General features: G+C 42.4%; 14 protein-coding genes. 7 read left to right on the top strand and 7 right to left on the bottom strand.

The annotated features are described in order from the left end of the window. Nucleotides 1–113 precede the first annotated feature (113 nt). Both gcvP and gcvH read right to left on the bottom strand, forming a co-directional pair. Entirely contained in the window at nucleotides 114–2,978 is a 2,865-nt protein-coding gene (gcvP, locus tag EXA13_RS01905; RefSeq protein ID WP_238131611.1) for an aminomethyl-transferring glycine dehydrogenase, read from the bottom strand. A 113-nt stretch (nucleotides 2,979–3,091) separates the two neighbouring features. Beyond that, nucleotides 3,092–3,472, bottom strand: coding sequence for a glycine cleavage system protein GcvH (gcvH, locus tag EXA13_RS01910; RefSeq protein WP_238131612.1), 381 nt, complete (start codon nucleotides 3,470–3,472; stop codon nucleotides 3,092–3,094). A gap of 337 nt (nucleotides 3,473–3,809) precedes the next feature. Between gcvH and EXA13_RS01915 the strand changes: the two genes are divergently transcribed. From EXA13_RS01915 to EXA13_RS01925, 3 genes are all read left to right on the top strand, one after another. Continuing rightward, nucleotides 3,810–4,442, top strand: a complete 633-nt coding sequence (locus EXA13_RS01915) for a helix-turn-helix domain-containing protein (protein ID WP_238131613.1) — start codon at nucleotides 3,810–3,812, stop codon at nucleotides 4,440–4,442. A 237-nt stretch (nucleotides 4,443–4,679) separates the two neighbouring features. Next, complete coding sequence (gene gcvT / locus EXA13_RS01920) at nucleotides 4,680–5,813, top strand: glycine cleavage system aminomethyltransferase GcvT (RefSeq protein WP_238131614.1); 1,134 nt, start codon at nucleotides 4,680–4,682, stop codon at nucleotides 5,811–5,813. A 95-nt stretch (nucleotides 5,814–5,908) separates the two neighbouring features. After that, nucleotides 5,909–6,967: a S1 family peptidase gene (locus EXA13_RS01925; protein ID WP_238131615.1), complete on the top strand. Its 1,059-nt coding sequence runs from the start codon at nucleotides 5,909–5,911 to the stop codon at nucleotides 6,965–6,967. On the opposite strand, the gene EXA13_RS01930 is transcribed toward EXA13_RS01925, so the two are convergent. After that, nucleotides 6,911–8,629, bottom strand: coding sequence for a GGDEF domain-containing phosphodiesterase (locus EXA13_RS01930; protein WP_238131616.1), 1,719 nt, complete (start codon nucleotides 8,627–8,629; stop codon nucleotides 6,911–6,913). The two genes, EXA13_RS01925 and EXA13_RS01930, sit on opposite strands and share 57 nt — an antisense overlap. A gap of 115 nt (nucleotides 8,630–8,744) precedes the next feature. After that, on the bottom strand, nucleotides 8,745–9,218 hold the full coding sequence (locus EXA13_RS01935) for a CreA family protein (RefSeq protein ID WP_238131617.1): 474 nt from the start codon (nucleotides 9,216–9,218) through the stop codon (nucleotides 8,745–8,747). 162 nt (nucleotides 9,219–9,380) lie between these two features. Here EXA13_RS01935 and EXA13_RS01940 point away from each other — a divergent pair, with 162 nt between their 5' ends. The 3 genes from EXA13_RS01940 to cutA all read left to right on the top strand — a co-directional run bounded on the left by EXA13_RS01940 (nucleotide 9,381) and on the right by cutA (nucleotide 11,064). Continuing rightward, nucleotides 9,381–9,899 (top strand): hypothetical protein, encoded by a 519-nt coding sequence (locus EXA13_RS01940; protein WP_238131618.1) that lies wholly within the window; start codon nucleotides 9,381–9,383, stop codon nucleotides 9,897–9,899. Nucleotides 9,900–10,039: 140 nt separating this feature from the next. Beyond that, complete coding sequence (locus tag EXA13_RS01945; RefSeq protein WP_238131619.1) at nucleotides 10,040–10,696, top strand: HAD family hydrolase; 657 nt, start codon at nucleotides 10,040–10,042, stop codon at nucleotides 10,694–10,696. Nucleotides 10,697–10,719: 23 nt separating this feature from the next. Then, nucleotides 10,720–11,064, top strand: coding sequence for a divalent-cation tolerance protein CutA (cutA, locus tag EXA13_RS01950; protein WP_238131620.1), 345 nt, complete (start codon nucleotides 10,720–10,722; stop codon nucleotides 11,062–11,064). Between the two features lie 7 nt (nucleotides 11,065–11,071). Here the strand turns inward: cutA and EXA13_RS01955 are convergent, their stop codons facing one another. Beyond that, nucleotides 11,072–11,677 (bottom strand): DUF2238 domain-containing protein, encoded by a 606-nt coding sequence (locus EXA13_RS01955; RefSeq protein ID WP_238131621.1) that lies wholly within the window; start codon nucleotides 11,675–11,677, stop codon nucleotides 11,072–11,074. A gap of 253 nt (nucleotides 11,678–11,930) precedes the next feature. On the opposite strand from EXA13_RS01955, the gene EXA13_RS01960 reads away from it, so the two are divergent. Next, nucleotides 11,931–12,554, top strand: coding sequence for a DNA-J related domain-containing protein (locus EXA13_RS01960; protein ID WP_238131622.1), 624 nt, complete (start codon nucleotides 11,931–11,933; stop codon nucleotides 12,552–12,554). 43 nt (nucleotides 12,555–12,597) lie between these two features. Here the strand turns inward: EXA13_RS01960 and EXA13_RS01965 are convergent, their stop codons facing one another. Together EXA13_RS01965 and fabV are read right to left on the bottom strand one after the other, a co-directional pair. Beyond that, nucleotides 12,598–14,247: an ABC-ATPase domain-containing protein gene (locus EXA13_RS01965; RefSeq protein WP_238131623.1), complete on the bottom strand. Its 1,650-nt coding sequence runs from the start codon at nucleotides 14,245–14,247 to the stop codon at nucleotides 12,598–12,600. 265 nt (nucleotides 14,248–14,512) lie between these two features. Further along, nucleotides 14,513–15,709, bottom strand: a complete 1,197-nt coding sequence (gene fabV, locus EXA13_RS01970) for an enoyl-ACP reductase FabV (protein ID WP_238131624.1) — start codon at nucleotides 15,707–15,709, stop codon at nucleotides 14,513–14,515. Nucleotides 15,710–15,824: the final 115 nt, after the last annotated feature.

Below are 15,824 nucleotides of genomic sequence, written 5' to 3' on the forward strand. Positions count from 1 at the left end.
TCGCAGTTAATCCATGGGAAACCAAGATAATCTCAAGGAAATTTTGCTAATCAATGTAGTGAAGGTGAACTCATGGTTCACCTTCTGTGTGCTAAGCAAATCACCAGGAACTTTTATTCCAGATAATGATCGATACTTTGGCAAGAACAAATCAGGTTGCGATCGCCGTATACATTATCCACTCGGTTTACCGTTGGCCAATATTTATTCGCTTTTACGTAAGGCGAAGGAAAGCAGGCTTGCTCTCTAGAGTATATGTGTGGCCATTCATCGAGTGCTAAATCAACCAGCGTATGCGGAGCATTAACCAGTGGATTGTCCGTGATTGACCAATACCCAAGTTCTACTTGCCTAATTTCTTCTCGAATCGCAATCATGGCGTCACAAAAGCGCTCAAGTTCAGTAAGGCATTCAGATTCCGTTGGTTCAATCATGAGTGTCCCCGCAACAGGAAAAGACATAGTTGGTGCATGAAAACCATAATCCATGAGGCGTTTGGCTATATCTTCTTCACTTATGCCAGTTTGTTCTTTAATTGGACGAATATCGACAATACATTCATGGGCGACTCGGCCGTGTGTTCCTCGATACAGAATAGGGTAGTGAGGGCGTAAGCGTTCCATTATGTAGTTGGCATTTAATATGGCGAGTTTAGAAGCTTGTTGAAGTCCTTTGGTTCCCATCATGGTAATGTAAGCCCAAGAGATTGGGAGAATAGAAGCACTTCCTAAATCAGCGGCGGATACTGCAAATTGTTCTCCATCAACACCTTGTTCAACATGGCCGGGTAGGAAAGGAGCTAAGTGAGATTTTACTCCGATAGGCCCGACCCCAGGGCCACCGCCGCCATGAGGAATGCAGAAAGTTTTATGCAAGTTAAGGTGAGAGACGTCAGAGCCTATAAAACCTGGAGAGGTTAAACCCACCTGAGCATTCATATTGGCTCCATCTAAGTACACTTGCCCACCCGCTGCATGAACCTGTTCGCACACTTGCCGAACGTGTTCTTCATAAACGCCATGGGTCGACGGATAGGTAATCATAATGGCGGAGAGATGTTCGCGGTGTTTGTTGATCTTTTCAGAAAGGTCATGCAAATCGATATTACCGAGATTATCACACTGAACAACGACGACTTTCATTGAAAGCATGGATGCCGTTGCTGGGTTGGTTCCATGGGCAGAGCTTGGAATTAAGCATACATTGCGATGCCCTTCTCCGCGGCTTTGATGATAACGTTGGATGGCAATTAGCCCTGCATATTCGCCAGATGCACCTGAATTGGGTTGTAAAGAAAAGGCATCATAGCCCGTGATTTCACACAGTTTCTGCTTGAGATCCTCCGCTAAAGCTGTGTATCCAAGCGCTTGTTCTTTAGGAACGAAGGGGTGTAAAGATGCAAATTCTGGCCAAGTAACGGGGATCATTTCCGCCGCTGCATTTAATTTCATCGTGCAGCTACCTAGTGGGATCATGCCATGGGTTAAAGAAAAGTCCTTATTTTCTAACTGTTTTAGGTAACGCATCATCTGTGTTTCACTGTGATAGGTATTAAATACAGGGTGAGTCAGATAGCGAGAGCTTCGTTGACATGAATAAGGGATAGCGGCTAATTCATGATTCGCAATTTGAGTGGAGAGATCATAAATGGATGTTTCTATTCCAAACAGAGAGAATAACACATCAATATCCTTTAAGGTCGTTGTTTCATCAAAACTGATACCCAACTGGTTTGGCCATTTTCGTAAATTGATATTGGTTTTTAGGGCTTGTTGATAGTGCTTTTCTGTGGTGTTGCCGGTTTTGATGGTTAAGGTGTCAAAAAAAGTATGGTGTGCTAATTCATAACCCGCTTGTGTTAAGCCAGCAGCAAGAATCGCGGTGTAATGATGAGTTCTGCGCGCAATTTTTTTGAGTCCCTTTGGCCCATGATAGACGGCATAAAAAGCGGCCATGTTGGCTAATAGAGCTTGCGCAGTACAAATATTGGAGGTGGCTTTTTCTCGCCGAATATGTTGCTCTCGAGTTTGCATGGCCATGCGAAGTGCACGGTTACCTTTACTATCAATTGAGACGCCAATAACACGGCCTGGCATAGTACGTTTATAGGCTTCACGAGTTGCCATAAATGCAGCATGAGGGCCGCCGTAACCGATAGGAACACCGAATCGCTGTGCAGAACCAATCACGACATCTGCCCCCATTTCTCCCGCAGGTTTGATCAGCGTGCAAGCCAGCAAATCAGTGGCAACCGTGACTAAGGTATTTTGATGATGGGCTTGAGTAATGATCTCCGTTAAATCGTACACCGCTCCTGTTGTACTAGGATTTTGTAGGAGTGCGCCAAAAACAGGTTGTTGAGTGAGTTCCTCAAGTGGGCCTACTCGTACCTCAAACCCAAGGAAAGAGGCTCGTGTTTTCACCACCTCTATGGTTTGTGGGTGGACATCATCCGCGACAAAAAAGGTATTATTCTTGTTTTTCCCTGCTCGATGACACAGAGCCATGGCTTCTGCTGCCGCAGTGGCTTCATCCAATAATGAGGCGTTGGCAATATCCATGCCCGTTAAATCCATGATCATTTGCTGAAAGTTAAGTAATGACTCTAACCGACCTTGAGATATTTCAGGCTGATAGGGAGTGTAAGCGGTATACCAGCCCGGATTTTCGAACACGTTACGTAAAATGACGCTAGGGGTGAAGGTATTATAGTAACCTTGGCCAATGAAAGTTCGTTTGAGCTGATTTTGCTTAGCAAAACGTTTGAGATGGGCCAACATCTCAGCCTCACCTTTTGGATCGGGAAGGAGTAATGGTGCTTCTAAACGAATATTTTTAGGAACGGTCTGTTCAATAAGGTTCTCAAGGTTTTTTGCTTGAACGAAAGCGAGCATTTTGGCTTGTTCCGCCTTGCTAGGACCATTATGGCGAGCGATAAATTCATTTTTTGTTTCTAGGCTTTGAAGCAGTTCAGTCATTTTCCTTTACCTTTTACAATCACAACAAGAAATGAAGTTCATTGAATTAATGCTGATACTTCAAGCCTGTGATAGTTAAAGCTACCGGTGAGAAAAGGTAGCTTTATCCTTGATTACTCTTCTTCTATAGAGCGAAGATACTCGTCTGCATCTTTTAGATCATCGAGCTCAACCGGGTCAGACAGTTTAATTTTGACGATCCAGCCTGCATCATAGGGGGATTCATTAATCAACTCTGGGCTATCAGAAAGTTCATCATTCACTTCGAGAATGATGCCGGAGACCGGAGCATAAATATCGGAGGCTGCTTTAACCGATTCAACTAGAGAAAAATTATCTCCTGCATCGTATTCACTCTCTATTTCAGGTAACTCAACAAAAACGACATCTCCTAGCATATCTTGGGCATGTTCTGAAATACCTATAGTGGCGGTCCCATCACCATTATCACGCACCCACTCGTGGCTATCTGTAAACTTCAGTGCTTTATCCATATGTTTATTCTCCAAAAGATGATTGAATGATCAACGAATAGAGAGGAATGATATTCTCTATTTTTGAACGATTGACACCTAAACAGCCACGAGTTTGTAACAGCTAGGTGAAAATGTTTGCGCCATCGATCACTAAATCGACAGGAAGCTCAATTGCTACAAATTAATAACATACTCCGCCATTTATAGACGTTCAATTAAAAAATTTCCTATAGGAAACATTAGTGATTTTTTTGTTACAGAAAGCACGTTTTATAGGCATGATTCCACCTTATTTGAATTCTTAATGCACAATGTAAAAATGAACATTAATGCTGAATAAGAAGCCCAATACACAATGAGCGATGATATTCCTGATGAATACCCCTCGATGACTATAGCCAAACAGGTCAGTGAGGAGGTAGAGAACCATGTTACCCCATTAAAATTTGGGCAGAGAATTAAAACCATTCGAACCCAGTTAGGTATTACGTTGGAGGAGGCGAGTCAACGTACGGGGCTGGCTCGCTCAACACTCAGTAAAATTGAGAATGAACAAATTTCCCCCACCTTTCAAGCTATGCAAAAATTAGCACATGGATTACAAATTGACATGCCGCAACTTTTTGAACCACCAAAGAAAATTATAGCGACAGGTCGGCGGGATATTACTCGACACGGGCAAGGTAAACCTCATCCAACGCAAACTTATGAACATGAATTGCTCTCAACTCAACTCTCTAATAAAAAAATGATGCCATTTAAAAGCCGGGTTCGGGCTCGTAATTTTGAGGATTATCGAGATTGGATCCGTCATGATGGTGAGGAGTTTTTGCTGATTTTAGAAGGCGAAGTCATTTTCTACAGTGAGTTTTATGAACCCGTATCGCTCTTTTTGGGTGACAGCGTTTATTACGATGCCACGATGGGACATATGCTGGTTTCTAGCAGTGAACAAGATGCCTTGATTTTATGGGTAACGGCAAAATAGCCTAGATTTCCAATAGTGGATTTATTGTTCATGATGTTGTGAAAGGCGGTCTAAACCTCGATTCTAATCCTGACTGAAATGTGATCTTGGTGTTAAATATGATGGGTAATAGTACGAGATCGTTGTTGATAATCAAAAATTAGCGCATTTTGTTTACTATTGGAAATTTAGACTTAGCGAGCAATGATAGTGCTTGCTGGCGGCTTTTATCTTGAATCGAAATTCATGGAGATGACAATGACTCAGCAGCAGACTTCCCCGGATCTTTTAATGACCCCTTTACATGCTCTTCATTTAGCGATGGGAGCCAAAATGGTCCCTTTCGCTGGGTATGATATGCCCGTCCAATATTCTTTAGGTGTTAAGAAAGAGCATATACATACACGCCAAGCGGCGGGGTTATTTGATGTGTCCCATATGGGGCAACTGCGTCTACATGGGGAACATGCTGCGGCCGCACTGGAAAGGTTAACCCCAGTCGATATTCTAGATCTCCCCGTTGGTAAACAGCGTTATGCTTTATTTACTAATGATCAAGGGGGAATTCTGGATGATTTAATGGTGGCTAATATGGGTGACTATTTATTTTTAGTCGTCAATGCTGCGTGTAAGCAACAAGATATTGACCACCTACGAGCTCATTTACCCAGTGATGTGATTCTAGACGTTGTGGAGGAGCGAGCATTGCTAGCATTGCAAGGCCCTGCTGCAGCGGAAGTTCTCGCTCGATGGCAGCCTAAAGTACATGATTTGATTTTTATGGATATTCAGCAAATGGAGATCAATGGTATTGACTGCATTGTGAGTCGTAGTGGTTATACGGGAGAAGATGGTTTTGAAATCTCGCTACCCGCAGAGCAAGCGGCAAGTTTTGCAGCGATGCTGGCTGAAGTTGAAGAAGTGGAATGGGTAGGGCTTGGTGCTCGAGACTCACTGCGTTTAGAGTGCGGGCTTTGTTTATATGGTCATGATTTGAACGAAACGACGACACCTGTCGAAGCGAGTTTACTGTGGGCGATTTCTCCGGTACGCCGTAAAGGAGGAGATCGAGAAGGGGGCTTTCCTGGCGCAGAAATGATTCTAAGCCAAATTGAAACCAAAACGGTTGATCGTAAACGTGTTGGGTTGGTTGGAGTAACGAAAGCTCCTGTTCGAGAAGGGACAGAACTTTTCGATGCTAAAGGAAACCAGGTTGGAATTGTTACCAGTGGAACCGTTGGTCCTACGGCTGAAAAACCGATTTCTATGGCCTATGTACAAAGTGATCTTGCCATTTTGGGGGCAGAGGTTTTTGCTGAGGTTCGAGGAAAGCGGTTAGCCATGCGGGTCGAAAAAATGCCCTTTGTTCCACAACGCTATGTTCGCGGTTAACGATAGAAAGTATTTATTTTAAGCATAAAAGTTCAAGCGCCATGCTTTGTATTGATGCATAATATTATTAACTTATGGATTAATTGGTTGCTTTTATGAATAAATGGATGCTTTCGACTCTACTTTCGGTGTCTTTTTTGCCTTCTTATGCCTTTGCCGAATGGGCGATTTCGCCCTATATTGTTAATGGCACTCCAACAACCCTGATTCAGTATCCCTCCTTTGTTAGCTTATTTTATGATCGCATTGAATATGATGGAGTCTATGGTGTCGGCAGTTTCTGTGGCGGAACCATGCTAGATGAGAGCCATATTCTTACGGCCGCTCACTGCCTTTTTGATGGTAGTGGGCAATTAAACACCCATGTTTTGCTCTTTACCTCTGCGGCGCAAACGAATGATGAATCAGCCTTTCCTAATGGAAATATTGAGATCGTGCGTGGCGCTGAGTTTTTTTATCATCCTAAGTATATCGATTCCTCAGAGGCTTTGTGGGCAAATGATATTGCGATTATTCGGCTAGCTCACCCCATGAATCTGGCGGGAAAAGTTAAATTACCTGATAACACAGCATATCGCTTAGGTGCTGATGGTATCGATAATGATGAAAATTCATATTTTTTCGAAGCAGTAGGGCATGGCAATACCCAATCTGGTTTGGACGATGAGCAGAAATTGTTAGCCACTACTATTGATTATGTTTCAACTGCGACTTGCCAACGTGATATATCCGTAACGGATAAACAGCTTTGCTTTAGTGGTGTGAATCCAGCTCGGACGTTAGACAATGGTACATGTCAAGGAGACTCTGGAGGGCCTGTCTATTGGGACAATAGCGGTCAGTTCGTACAGGTTGGTATAACAAGCTTTGGGCCAAGTACATGTGGGGAAGGTTTTAATCATTCGAAGGTCACTTCTGTATTTACAGAAATTTATGATTATCGAACGTGGGTCAATGATGTATTAGATGGAAATGTTGCTGCCAACTATATTGTTACGGATGAAATGCGGCGAGCTTTCTTTGACCCCTCTTCTGCTGACTCGTCTAGCAGTGGAGGGGGTAGTCTTCATTTTCTTTCTTGGTTTGGGGTAATGTGCCTAGGCTATTGGCGGTGTAGAAAGCAGAGTATAACGGCTTGCCGTTGCAAAAGATAAAGGCTTAGAAAACCAGTAACCTTGTAAGTAATCAACGCCCATTTGGTAAAACTTCTCATGCATTTGGGCATTTTCTATTCCTTCAATGACCACTGCCATCTTTTTGGAATGGCACAGTTTAATAATAAAGCCGAGGTATTCTTCTGAGATGGGATTTATCAGTATTTTTAATGCCATTGTTCGATCAATTTTGATCTGATTGAGGGGGAGGTCGAAAAAGCTGTAGATGGAACTTAAGCCCGCGCCAAAGTCATCTAATGATAATTGAAATCCCATTTCACTGAGCGTGTTTAGTTGGCTAATCGCATGTCGGTTACCATCTAAAATCACTGTTTCCGTCAGCTCCAACACAATCGATTGAGGGGGAACCCCCGCTTCGTCAGCCATCATTTTAATATTCGAGGGAAAGTTACTGTTTAAAAGTTGTAAAACAGAGACATTAATATTAACTCGAGTTGTCACACCATGAATGGTGTGGTACTGACTAATAAATTGGCAGGCTTGTTCAAATACTTGATATCCCAGCTCAGTAATTAACCCTTTTTTTTCAGCTAAGGGAATAAATTCGTCGGGGTAGATTTCACCAAACTCTTGTGATCGCCACCGAACGAGCGCTTCAAAACTGGCGACCTTACCTGTCAGAGCATCAATGATGGGTTGAAACTTGACCGAAAGAGAATGTTGATACAAGGCCTCTTTTAATCCTCGCTCAATAAAGAAAAACCGGTCTACGGCTTGTTGAGTTTGGCCACTATAAATCTCAATATGAGTACAGCTCTTCTCTCCTGCATATTGGCAGGTACGTGATGCAATATTAAGGATTTGAACCGCATCTTCTTCGAGAGAAAAATGAGGATAAACCCCAATATTCATTTTATCGCCAAAAAGATGCCCTTGCTCTTGTGCCGATTTTGCATAACGTTCAATAATTGTTTGGCATAACGCTTGAAGTTGTTCTTGGCTCTTTGGTGAGAGCAGTAAAATAGCAAAGTCGTCAGTTCGCACTCGATAAATAATAGAGTTATTGTTAATTAATGCACTGAGAGCTTGATTCATATGATGAAGAATGTGTTGAATAACATCGGAACCATATTGATTGAGGTAGGATTTTATGTCCTCAATTTGAATATACACTAGCGTGGCTTCAGGTGAGGTAGACTGCTGTTTAATGTCGTTGATGTCACGTAGCAATTTAGTTGTGTTGGCCATACCTGAAGCGGCATCGTAAAAGGCAGCTTGATGTAGAAAAGAAGTCATTTTCTTTTGTTCAGAAATATCTCGATGGCACCCGACTAGAAATCGTTCATTTTTGTCCGTCTTTGTTACTGCGGTACCCTGAATCCAGAGGTACTGTCCATCTTCTCGTTTGACTCGGTATTCTGTAGTTACACGAGATTCTTGCCCTAAATGTTGTTCCACTCGCTGCTCAAGTTTTGCTCTATCGAGCGGGTGTACGATAGCTAACCATTCTTGATAGGTGATTGTTGAACGGTAAAACCCAAACTGTTGGTAAAAATGAGGATTATAAAAAGTCATATTTTTATCCATCCCCATGTGAAAAATACCTTCACTGAATAGGTCAAAAATATGTATTAAACGCTGCTGTTGATACTCAAGAAAGGGCGTTTTGTTTTTTGTTGAGGAGCCTTGTGTTAATAACATATTAATACACCGGGTTTTACCATCATCATAGGTAACCTACTATAACGCCAAGTAAAACTAGGCTCAATGAATCAATTTCAAACAATATTCCTCCCGATGGCAGACGCAGTTTGACTTAGTTTTGTGGCGTCGCGCTTGTATTTTGATAGGCCTTTGTCCCCCACAATGGTACGGTTGATAGGCTGTGCTTAAAGCTGCCAGAGGTTTCTTTGGTGGAATAGGATAAATAGAGCAGAGTCTGATTTTCAGAGTCGTAGATACGACGAACTTTCATTGACTTGAAAAAAATACTTTTTGATTGCTTAAATACGACGTCACCGGATTTACTTTTATCAATCTGAGCAATCATCTCAGGCGTGATTTCTCCTGTTTGCCGACAAGATATCGAGCTATCACTAGGATCGGCTAAGCTTAAATTTGCTTCAATGGAAGCAATATGACAAGTGACCCCCGTGACAATCGGATCATCTAGAGAAGCGATCTTAATGTCTTTCATGGTGAATAAACCAAGGGATACATCGCCCACTTCATTATTATCACATCCTACTAGCAATGCAGACAGACCAAGGGTTAATGCGATTTTTTTCATATTGATACTCGTTGAAATTCCGTTCTCTGAATTGGATTGATGATAGCAGTAATGAATAAGAAAGGCAGGAGAGAATTGTGTTAATATAGTTTCAACCTCGATCCATGTTGATGATGAAGGGCTCATTATCGATGTATCGTTTTCATACTAAGAAGTACCACTATGACCCACGCTTTTGAGCTTGACATGCAAGCTATTGTAGATAAAAAAAACGCATGGCTTTGTCATCACGTTGATGTTTTATTTCCTACGCCTGAGAGTATTAAAGGGCGAGATCTCTATTTATCACTCAATACTCAGCAGAGTGTCACACCATTAATGTTTAATGCGCAACACCACATTAATTTAGATAGCATTTATTTGGTTGATTTTCATCGTTTGACAATTATGTTCGCACTATTGCAGGCTTCGCGTTGCCCACAAGAAGAACAACAAGCATTGCTGGTGGAATTTTTTACCCAAATCATTTATTCAGCGCCTTGTTCTTTATTTCTAGGTTTTGTTGATACACAACCTGTCGCTGCCGCTTTGTTGACTGAATATGAACAAAGTTTGTTAATTTCCGATATTGTTATTCATGATGCGGTAGTTTTCGGAAAGCCTGATGATTTTGCTTGTGCGGTAGTTGATAAATGGATGGAGGGGCATTCATTTAATGGCACTATCTATATTGAATCGTAGGCTGTAGGCTAATACTCAAGAAGAGTGACATAGCCTGAAGATATGAGCTTTGGCCGTATCATCTTACGTCATTCTGTTAACTGCATCATTTTGTTATGCATCTATCCGTATACACTCTTTGATAACAGGGGGAGTCGTATATGAAGAAAACAAAGTTTAGCTGCGTGATATTTGATTGCGAGGGGACTTTAGTCGATAGCGAGCGTTTATGTTGCATGGCTCTTGTTCAAGTATTCAATGAATTAGGCGCACAACTAACACTACATGATGTAGCTCAGCATTTTTCCGGTGGAAAAATTGCCGATATCTTGGCAGATACACTAGAATTAGCGGGAATGAGCGCGGATCTTGATCTACTAGAAATTCGTTATCGACAAGTGCTTGAGTCTATTTTTATGACACAATTGAAACCGATGCCTGGTAGTGAATCTTTATTAGAGCAACTTGAAATGCATAATATTGAATATTGTGTTGCTTCTAATGCGCCTTATGAAAAAATTGTGGGTTCTCTTTCCCGAGCAGGGCTAGCGGATCGTTTTGAAGGTAAAATTTTTTCCGCTTTTGAAGCAAATAGCTGGAAACCAGAGCCGGATCTTATTCGTTACTGTGCCATGAACATGGGGTTTCCGCTTGAAGAATGCGTCTATGTGGATGATACAGCGAAAGGGGTTAAAGCGGGAGTCAATGCTGGTGTGATGACTTTTCAGCTTCAACCATTAAGCCCACTGAATCATTTTAATCACCCCAATGTTCACTTATTAAGTCACCTAGATGAGTTGATGGGGCACCTATTTTAAGACGAATTGCTAATGAGGTAGTAATGAGTAATCAAAGCTTTTGTATGGTATTGACAACGACCAACCGGCTAGAAAATGCTCAGTTAATGATTCAGGCCCTATTGTCTAAATATTTAGCGGCCTGTATCCAAACCCTACCGATTCAAAGCCATTATCGCTGGAATGGGGGCATCTGTTGTGATGACGAAATCTTGCTGATTATAAAAACGCGAGAGGCTTGTTATGCGGAATTAGAACAAGAGATTGTTCGCTTACACCGCTATCAAGTTCCACAAATTGTGCAGATCCCGATCACCGAAGGTTTTGACCCTTATTTATCTTGGATCTCTCTGCATACTCAGGCGAGCGGATTGCACAAATCTTGTTAATCTTCCCTTAATTGGTAAATCGTTTAGGGGATCGGTAGCATTGCCAATTTAGAATCATTAATGCCGTGATACCTCCTAAGGTATCGCACAGCATATCTTTTTGTGCATCCCAAATATCGCCTTGTGATCCTAAAAAGGCCAAACCTTCTTCTCCACCGGCCAGCTCGGCGTACCACCATTCCACAATTTCATAGCCTGCTGCAACACTCATAATGGAAAACAGTGCAAACAAAGTGGCGATCATACGGTTGCTCAGCTTTTTGCGTAGCAATAACTCTGCGATGGGATAAGCGTATAAACCGATAGCAAAGTGTGCCACTCGATCAAAATGATTACGAGAGGAACCTATGAGTTGGTTAAACCAATCAAATGGCACTTCAGCAAACGTGTATTTAGCTCCAATCGTATGAAGTGCAAGCCATAGGAAGGCAAGTAGATAGGCTGTTTTGCTTAAGGTATGGTAATAAGAAATCCACCATAGTCCTGATAGAATTAATACGGCAGGTAAAATCTCAGCAACCCATACTGCATGTGAGGTTGGAGCTATCGCAGAGAAAAGAAAGATAGGGAGATAGGCAAAAGTCAATAAAGCAATGGGTTTAGAAAGCATCATAACGGTTTTTATTCCCTCATCAACATTAATGATTAATTATTCATTATTCATTATTAATTGTGAACAGCGTTCGATTGGTATCTTACTCTGATCCTACGATGAACTTCAAGAGAGCTTTTAGCTCAGTTTTTTCTGATAAGAGGCTTGAGAAGCGGAGTCTAGTTCAAAAACTGACAATCTGGTTGGAATGGGGCTCGACAAATCCTTTGCTTTAGCTTTGAATGAACATCATGAAGGAAATTATGGGTATCGCATGTCAAATACACAAGCATTGAGTACGACCTTTCAATCGTACATGGAAAATCCATTATTATGGCCTATTCTAGAAGTGCTAAAACGTCAGCCTTCTGGCTGGAAGGTACACACTTTGGCAGCACATTTGAGTGAACAAGCGTTAATGCCAACTTTGGATGCGGCAGCGGATAAGGATCTCTTTAAGCGTAATTTTTTGATTATGAATGCCCTTTATCAATTACAAGAGATGCTGTACCCCAAAAGTTGGTTGCAAGTTGAAGCGATGGATATAGCTTTACGACCGATATTTCGTCATGCGCAGCACGTGATTGATGCAGATGATCCGTTACGAGACTATTACACCCGTTGGGAACACTATGAAGCCAGTGAAGGGGAGGTTCGACGTTTATTGAATGAGTTTTGGACTCGGTATCAACGTTTTGTTGGTGGGGAAAATATCAAAACGTTGGATCGTGCTAAAGCTCTGCGCCTATTTGAACTGACAGAAGAGGCTTCTTCGTTTGAAATCCGGAAAACTTGGCGGAAACTCGCTCTGCGCTGGCACCCAGATCGGGATAACGGTAACGCAGAGCGGTTTCGAATTTTATGTGCGGCATGGAACGTTTTACGCCAAGAGCCTTAATATCCATACGGCTATATTGGTGACGTAAGGCAATAACGAGTCTTTATCCTTTAAATTGGGCTTTCCGTAAACGGTTTAAGGCAGCCATGGCATCAAGAATGCGTGGTTTAGCAAGGTCGCCTTGGTTAGGCATCTTTGTGTACCATTCCCCATCGAGCAAGTTTTCCATTTCCAAGGTAGGGTTGGTTGACCATCCCGGTTGTTGAGCGAGTTGAAACCATAACCAGCCAATAGCATTAATTTCGGAGGCAGACTCCAATTGTTCAAGAGCAGAAATATCAGTGAACTCTTTCCCAAAACGGAGTGAGCCTTTTCCTTTTGCTGAAACGCGGAATTTCCCATCAACCAACAACTTTTGTAATGCGTTGCGATTAAGGTGTCTTGGTGTAAAGACGGCTAATGGCGTTTCACATTCGTTACGTCGTAACGTTGGGTGTTGTTCTATGACCGCTTTTGCTTTTTCTGTCACATCAATGGCTTGATAGTCATGCATTTGAATGACGGTATCTGCGATATCAAGGTAATCACCAGAGCCGCCCATCACGATCAGTGTTGAGGTTCCTAATTCGTCTCGAAGTTGACCAATACGATCAACGAGCGGAGTGATGGGTTCATCTCCTTTGCTCACCAGAGCCTGCATTCTTTCATCACGGATCATAAAGTTGGTGGCGGAGGTATCTTCATCAATCAGTAAGGTTTTTGCTCCGGCTTCAATAGACTCTTGTAACCAAGCGGCTTGAGAAGTCGAACCTGAGGCATCTTGTGTACTGAAATCATGGGTATTTTTACCCATAGGAAGATGGTTAATATAATTAGATAAATTAAGGTTATGGACGCAGCGACCTTCTTCTGCTCGTATTTTCATCGCTTGTCGATCGATGACAACACGTTCACGGCCATCGCCCGGAATATGATTGTAGATCGAACGTTCTAATGCGGTTAACAACGTCGATTTTCCGTGAAACCCTCCCCCTACAATTAAGGTGATGCCTTTAGGAATCCCCATTCCAGTAATCGGTCCTTGATTAGGGGTTGATAAGGTCACTTGTAGGTTTTGTGGCGTCTGAAAGGGAACGGCTTCTTTCATTGGGAGATCGCTGTCACCCGCTAGGCGAGGTAAAACGCTACCATTAGCAACAAAGGCAACTAACCCTTGTTTGCAGAGTTGATCTCGCAGGGCTTCTTGATCTTCAATAACTTGGCAGTGATGAATTAAAGCCTCTTTATCCAGTTCACGCTCAAGTGTGGCGCGGCGAATAAATTTAGGGAGATGAAAGGTTAAAATGTTGAGTGCTTTTTTGGCGAGAATATCTCGTCCTTCTGCGGGTAAATTCATACGAAAGCGTAGCTCAATACCATCATCATTAAAAATCACGGCTGTACTGTCTAGTACGGTTTGTCCACTTAACGCAATCGATAGACTATTTTCTTGTTTGGCTAACTCAGCAAATCGTCTTGCAATAAAGTCACGGGCTGCTTGCTGATAAGCCGGCGATTGGTTTCTTATCCACTCTAAACCTGTTAGTGACCATGCACGAGTTGCACGTAATCGAGAGGGAGAAGCGTAAGGATCAGGCTGAACATGGTCGATAAACAGAGTAAAATCAGTAAAGTCATATTGCCCTTTGATCTTTTGATAGATGCGGTAATTCTGTTTTTCGAGTTTTTTCAGTGTCGCTATTAGTAAATCCATCTCGATTTTCACTTATTAGAGAGAGAAAGAAAGGAGGGCGATTATAGGGATCGCTCCGTATAGAGTAAAGGCATGATAAGTAATCTCACCTATGAGGAAAAGGCTTATAGCCTTTATTGCTTGGCATTTTTACAGTATTGGTGCCGATTCTCTTCTTGCGAATCGCATTTATCTGCACTTATGGGCCTGATGGAAGCGAAAGGTCACTTCCATCAGGGAGTCGCCCGAGGATATTATGGGCTGAAAGGTTTGAGAGAATATCGGCTTAGCGCGATAGCATAAATGAAGATAAGTCTACATTTGCTTGGTAGTCTACGCCTTCAATCCCAAACCCATTCAGGCCTAAAAATGCTTGTTTAAATCCTTGATAGTCGCCTATTTCAGTGAAATTGCTGGCATTCATCTGCTGTATAATCTCTTGCACACGAGTTTGAGTATCAGGATTCAGTTCCCAGTCATCCATACGCAATAGCCTTTCACTATCTACGGGCACAGGGACGTTTGCATACAGTTTATCGCTGAACAATCGTTGCATTTGTTCAATACAGCCCTCGTGGGTTCCTTTTTCTTTCATCACTCGGTAAAGAGCAAGAATGTATGGGGTGAATGCAGGAATGAATACACTGGCTTTGGTCACTAATGCCTTACATACTGTCGCATAGGCGTTACCGTCAAAATTGGCCAATTTTAAGTTAAGTGCATGGCTGGTTTGGTGAAGGTCAATTTTGGCTCGACCTAATGTACCATCCAAATAAATTGGGTGCGTCATTTTTGGCCCGACATAGGAAAAAGCAATGGTTTTACAACCTTGAGCCAGTGACTCATTGTTGATTAAGGTATCGATCCAACTTTCCCAATCTTCCCCGCCCATGACTTTTAAGGTGTGATCAATTTCCTCCTCAGTCGCAGGAGGTAATGTGGTATCAATCCACGTATCATTTTCTAATAGAACGGTTGCCCCAGAAACAGCCTCGCCAATGGGTTTAATCACTGAGTGCCAAAATTCGTCTGATTGAGGCTTGCGGCGCATGCCACTGGCAATACTGTAAATAACTAAGTCCACTTCACCTTCAAAGTAGGTTTCAATGGCTTCAATCACTTGTTCTTTGATCTCGTTTGAGAACACATCTCCATTGATATTGACGGCAATGCGTCCGGCCTGTTCTGCTTGCTGCTTAAAAAATACGTTATTGTAGAAACCTGCGCTACCGACGCTTTTTTCCGAAGGACCTTTTTCAAAAGAGACACCAATGGTATCAGCATCCGCGCCACCAAAGGTAAGCGCGATTCTGGCAGCTAGGCCAAATCCAGAAGAGGCACCCAGAATTAAAACCCGTTTAGGGCCGTGAGAGATAGGCTTCGCTGATTTCACGTAATGAATCTGTTCGAGTACGGCTTGTTTACATCCAAAAGGGTGAGCGGTGCGAGCAACCACACCTTGGATAATCGGCTCAATGCGCATGAAAAATCACCTATTGATACTTGGGAGAGCCTTCAAAATAGCGTAAAGCTAGGTAAAGTTTATTGAGCTAGACCATTAAACAAGAGACTTTTAACCAGAAGTTAACCATATTTAA

This window comes from Vibrio cincinnatiensis, assembly GCF_022113815.1.
GTDB lineage: Bacteria > Pseudomonadota > Gammaproteobacteria > Enterobacterales > Vibrionaceae > Vibrio > Vibrio cincinnatiensis_A.